We start from the raw sequence: 5,308 nt of genomic DNA, 5'->3' as shown, positions 1-5,308 counted from the left end.
ATATCCTTCATCAAAATACATATTCCTAACTCAGTAAACTTGCCGCTATATTTATACAAATTGCTAAAATTAAGGTGTTATACGCAAACGCCAACAACAAATGCAACGTATTAAAACGTCTCATACGTGAACTTGTAAGCGATACGTCTGCTGTCTGCGATGCTGTACCTATAACATAGCTAAAATAGATGAAGTCTGATATAAGTATTTAATACTTTATTTTTAGGAAATCCTTCTATATGGTTGATCATAATGTATTTATTGCATTTATGTTAACAATTGCGGCCAGCTTTGCCACGGTTATTGGTGGCATTATCGTTTGTTTTTTTAAACAACCAAGTGCACGTTTATTATCATTTGGTTTAGCTTTTGCTGCTGGTGCAATGGTTTACGTATCTTTAACTGAGATACTTAATAAATCTATTTCTTCTTTTTCGTCAGTATATTCAGAGAATATAGGCTATAGCTTTGCAACATTTGCATTTTTAGGTGGTATGGTTTTAGTATTGATTTTAGATCGCTTAGTACCAAACCCACATGATACGTTAGAAAAAAATACAGCTTCAGAAATGAACCATCAGCAAATTATGAGAACAGGGTTATTAACCATGTTTGCAATTACCGCACATAATTTACCTGAAGGTTTAGCAACATTTTTTGCAACATTAGATAGTCCTATTGTTGGTGCACCTTTGGCGATTGCGATTGCTATTCATAATATTCCAGAAGGTATTGCGATTGCTTTACCTGTGTATATTGCAACACATAATAAGTGGTATGCAGTTGGAGCCAGCCTTCTTTCAGGCCTCGCAGAACCTTTTGGTGCGGCTGTTGGTTATTTATTTTTAGCACCTTACTTAAATGATATTGTTTATGGTATTGTTTTTGGACTAATTTCTGGTGTGATGGTGTATTTGGCTTTAGATGAGTTATTACCTACAGCGAAAAAATATGCTAAAGGCCATGAAACAGTGTATGGCCTTGTGGTAGGTATGAGTGCGCTGGCACTGAGCTTGGTTGCATTTAAGTTTGCTTAGTGATTTTAAAAAGTGGCTTAATCTAAGCCACTTTTCTTATTAGACAATAATAAAACCCATCTCCTGTTTCTTGAATAGGCAGTAACTGGCGACCGTAAGCTTGTTTTATACCCCAAGTAACGTTTAATTGTTCCTCTTGAGCATTTTTATTTCTTTCAAAGAAAGAACTCATTTGTTCTACATTTTCAGCCTTTAAAATGGAACAAGTAATATAAAGTAAGTGACCGCCTACTTTCACTTGAGGCCATAAGTTTTCTAATATGCTTTGTTGTAAGTGAGTTGTTTGCTCAATATCTGAAGATTTTCTGAGTAGTTTAATATCAGGGTGTTTGCGTATAACACCAGTTGCAGAGCAAGGTGCATCTAAAATAATTAGATCTGCATTTCGGTCATTTTTCCATGTTATTGCATCATCACAAATCATTTCACAATGTTGATTTGTAAGTTGTAATCTCTGTAAGTTTTCAGTGACTCGAAGTAGCCTTTTAGAGCTATTATCAATAGCGATTAATTTTTTTGGTGTAAATCGTTCGAGTAAATGGGTTGTTTTTCCACCTGGTGCTGCACATGCATCTATAACGATTTTGGCATTAATATCTGGGATGATTTGACCACAGAGTTGAGCATGTTCATCTTGAACTGAAAAGAAACCTTGATGAAAACCAGGCAATGATTGAATCGATACAGCTTCATTTAGATAAATGGCTTGTTCCGAGTATTTGCCGTAACTCGCTTTAATCCCTTTTTGTTGTAGTTGATCAAAATAGTCTGATCTTGTTATTTTACGTGGGTTTACGCGTAGGGTAATCGGGCTACTGCATTTTAATTGTTTTGTTAACTCTTCTAAATGTTCAGGCCAGTTATTTTTAAGTCGTTTGTATAACCAGCTTGGCAAGGCATGAGCATGTTGTACTGTGTGTGCCAGTTCTTCTGGAGAGCGAGTGTATTGTCTTAAAATTGCATTGACAAGTGCACTAAATTGACCGAGTTGTAGTTGTTTAATGGCATTGACAGTTTCAGAGATTGCAGCATGTGCTGGAATTCTTGTATAGATGAGCTGATACAGACCTAAGTAAAGAGCTGCATGAAGCATATTGTTATCTATAGGTTTTTTTATTAAGGGAAGACATGCTGTTTTGAGAGCATACCATTGACGTAGTGTACCAAGCGTGAGTTCATGAAATAATGCTTTATCTCGTTCAGGTATTTGGCTGATGTGTTGGTCAAGTTGAGTAGATAATGATTCACCTTCTTGAATTTTACTAAGTAAAACAATAATTTTTGCTCTTAAATTAGGGGCATGTTGCATTGATGGTGAATATTTATTTTGACTCATTATAGCACCTGCCCAATATGAAGTTTATTAGATTGAATAATTTGATGTGAGTTGAAAGGTTTTGCATTTGGCCATTGTAACGACGTAATACACAAGACACTATTTTGACCGCAGGATATGTAGACCCCATCTGCAGTTATTTCTAAAATTTCTCCATTAGATGCCGAATGGTTTGGTGTGTATGTAGCAACTTGAGCAGACCATACACGTAAATTGTGTTGCTCTAGTTCAATGAATGCAATTGGCCAAGGGTTAAATGCTCTAATGTTTGCACAGATTTGAGTTGCAGAAAGTGACCAATCAATTTTAGCTTCTACTTTAGTCAGTTTATGTGCATATGTGGCTTCGTCTTCATTTTGGACGTGTCGATTTTTAAGATAATTTAATAAAGTTTCTTCTGTTTCTAAAACTTGGCAAATGGCAGTTGCCCCTTGATGTGCAAGTTTTTCATAGAGCGTAACAGATGTGTCTTGTGCTGAAATTGGGCAAGATGTTTTAAGCATCATATCACCAGTATCTAGACCACGGTCCATTTTCATGATGGTGACGCCTGTTTCAGAGTCTTGTGCTGCTACAGCCCTTTGAATAGGTGCCGCACCTCGCCAACGTGGCAGTAGTGATCCATGAATATTTAGGCAACCATATTTCGGTGCATCTAAAATTTCTTGTGGAAGAATGAGCCCATAAGCAGCAACCACCATGACATCAATATCCAAAGCTAGTAACTCTTTTCGTGCATTAAGTCCATCATTTGTGCTTTTTTTAAAGCTTTCTGGTTGGAAAATAGGCAAGTTATATAATAATCCTAATTGCTTAACTTCAGAGTAATGTACTTTTTGGCCTCTGCCAGATTTCCGGTCAGGTTGAGTATAGACAGCAATAATATTGTGAGAAGTACTAAGCAGTGCTTTAAGTGCTACTGCGGCAAATTCAGGTGTTCCTGCAAAAAGAATATTCAAAATAGTTATCCGCGTTACTAGATTACTTTTAATTATAACATCATGGATTTTTAGCATCTAAGTTTTTAATTTTGATAAAAATATTCAATTTGGGTGAGATTTTTCAATAGAATTAGTACATTTTTTAACAAAAATATGTGATCTGTTTGATGTTTTTTATTTGTAATTAGTAAAATAGAATTTATTATGTTTCTAGTTTTATCATTTTGTAAGTTGGAATGGGGGGACTTAATCGCATAAAAAAAGTATCGAAATAGCAAAAAAGTATCGAAATAGCAAAAAAGTATCGAAATAGCAAAAAAGTATCGAAATAGCAAAAAAGTACCTATCTCTAGAATAGACAAGAAGGTTAAAATATATGAATAAGATTTATAAAATAGTGTGGAATGCTGTCTTAAATAGCTGGGTTGTAGTGTCTGAGCTAGGTAAGTCTAAGAAAAAATCAGCACGAACATTACTCGCCGCTACGTCCTTAATTACATTAACTTTATCACAAGCCACTTTTGCCGAGGTTGGAACAGGTGGTGGTACAGGAAGTGGTACAGCCATTTCTGCATGTACAACTACGGCTTTACAAGCAAATAGTGGAACTACGGCTGGAAGTGTTTCTGCCGCAAACAATATAGCCATAGGTTGTGGTACAACGACAGCTGGTTCACAACGTTCAGTAGCAATTGGTGACTCCGCGACTACAGCATCGGATGGTAACTCACAGTCGGTTGCAATTGGTAGTGTTGCAAAAGCATCTGGCGATCAATCTGTTGCTTTAGGTAATAATGTAAATGCTACAGGTAACTCTAGTGTTGCAATTGGTGGTGATGACATTAATAAAGTAAGAAGAGATTCTGTTATGAGTACTTCTTACAAGACGATCACTGGTGTGAATTTACCAGGTGGCTATCCGAATACAACAGCTTCTGGTGGCGCAGCTACAGCAATAGGCGTAACTGCTCAAGCAACAGGCAATTTTTCTACGGCTGTGGGTATGGCTTCGAATGCTACGGGAGATGCTTCGCTTGCTTTAGGACCAACGGCTTTAGCTTCTGGTACTGGCTCTTTGGCACTGGGGCCAGTTTCTAAAGCTACACAGGCTGGATCAGTTGCAATAGGTATAAACTCAGTGTCTAATGGTACTAATTCAACATCAATAGGTTCAGGGAGTACTGCAGATACAGGTTCACAAGCCAATGGTAACTATGCAACAGCTATCGGTGGTAGTTCAAAAGCTGCAACAAATGCGACGGCAATTGGTACACTTGCTATTGCTGAGGAAGGTGGCACGGCGATTGGTATTAACTCACAAGCGACTAAAGCAGGTGGTGTTGCAATTGGTAGTGACTCTGTATCCACGATAGATAAAGGTGTAAGTGGATATGATCCAATTACAGGTGGTGCTTCAGCAGATACAACAGGGGTGTGGAAATCGACCAATGCTGCTGTGGCTGTGGGTAATGGGTCAACAGTTACACGTCAAATTACAGGCGTAGCTGCAGGTACCAATGACCAAGATGCAGTCAACGTTGCACAGCTTAAATTGACAAAGACCTATACAGATAATGTTGCTAAGAGTACGGCTACTGCTTTAGGTGGTTCTTCTGCTTTAGACAGTACAACAGGGCAGGTAATAACGCCAGTTTATACAATAACTAAAACCGATGGTAATCAAACTCAGGCCACAGGTGTAGAAGCTGCAATAAGTGCATTAAATACAGAAGTTATTAAGCCGATTAGCTTTGCATCAAATAGTGGCAGTACGACTAAAAAACTAGGTGATACATTAACGATTAAAGGTACAGGTACAAAAACTGATGATCAATATAATACATCAAATGTAAAAACCACCACAGATAGTGATGGGAATATTGTTGTAGGTATTGATAAAAATGCAAGCTTCGACACTATTACTACAGGGAATAGTGTATTAAGCAATACAGGATTAACTATTACAGGCGGTCCAAGTGTTACAACCTCTGGTA

4 protein-coding genes and 1 pseudogene are annotated in these 5,308 nt (G+C 37.4%); 2 read left to right on the top strand and 3 right to left on the bottom strand.

Annotated features, from left to right (window positions below):
- Window positions 1–25: 25 nt before the first annotated feature.
- Window positions 26–196, bottom strand: a pseudogene (locus I2F31_RS13155) (DUF1345 domain-containing protein); the annotation flags it as partial.
- Window positions 197–239: 43 nt separating this feature from the next.
- Here I2F31_RS13155 and zupT point away from each other — a divergent pair.
- Complete coding sequence (gene zupT / locus I2F31_RS13150; protein WP_195770205.1) at window positions 240–1,037, top strand: zinc transporter ZupT; 798 nt, start codon at window positions 240–242, stop codon at window positions 1,035–1,037.
- Between the two features lie 22 nt (window positions 1,038–1,059).
- Here the strand turns inward: zupT and rsmB are convergent, their stop codons facing one another.
- Together rsmB and fmt are read right to left on the bottom strand one after the other, a co-directional pair.
- Window positions 1,060–2,373 carry a 16S rRNA (cytosine(967)-C(5))-methyltransferase RsmB gene (gene rsmB, locus I2F31_RS13145; protein ID WP_195770204.1) on the bottom strand — a complete coding sequence of 438 codons (1,314 nt, stop codon included), beginning with the start codon at window positions 2,371–2,373 and terminating at the stop codon, window positions 1,060–1,062.
- Window positions 2,373–3,332, bottom strand: coding sequence for a methionyl-tRNA formyltransferase (fmt, locus tag I2F31_RS13140; protein ID WP_195770202.1), 960 nt, complete (start codon window positions 3,330–3,332; stop codon window positions 2,373–2,375). Before fmt ends, rsmB begins: the two co-directional genes overlap by 1 nt.
- 358 nt (window positions 3,333–3,690) lie before the next feature.
- Between fmt and I2F31_RS13135 the strand changes: the two genes are divergently transcribed.
- A partial coding sequence (locus tag I2F31_RS13135; protein WP_266096471.1) for an ESPR-type extended signal peptide-containing protein occupies window positions 3,691–5,308 on the top strand: 1,618 nt, incomplete at its 3' end.

Source organism: Acinetobacter rathckeae, assembly GCF_015627125.1.
GTDB classification, from domain to species: domain Bacteria; phylum Pseudomonadota; class Gammaproteobacteria; order Pseudomonadales; family Moraxellaceae; genus Acinetobacter; species Acinetobacter rathckeae.
The sequence above is the reverse complement of the archived record's forward strand: the minus strand, read 5'-3'. Positions and strand labels throughout refer to the sequence as shown.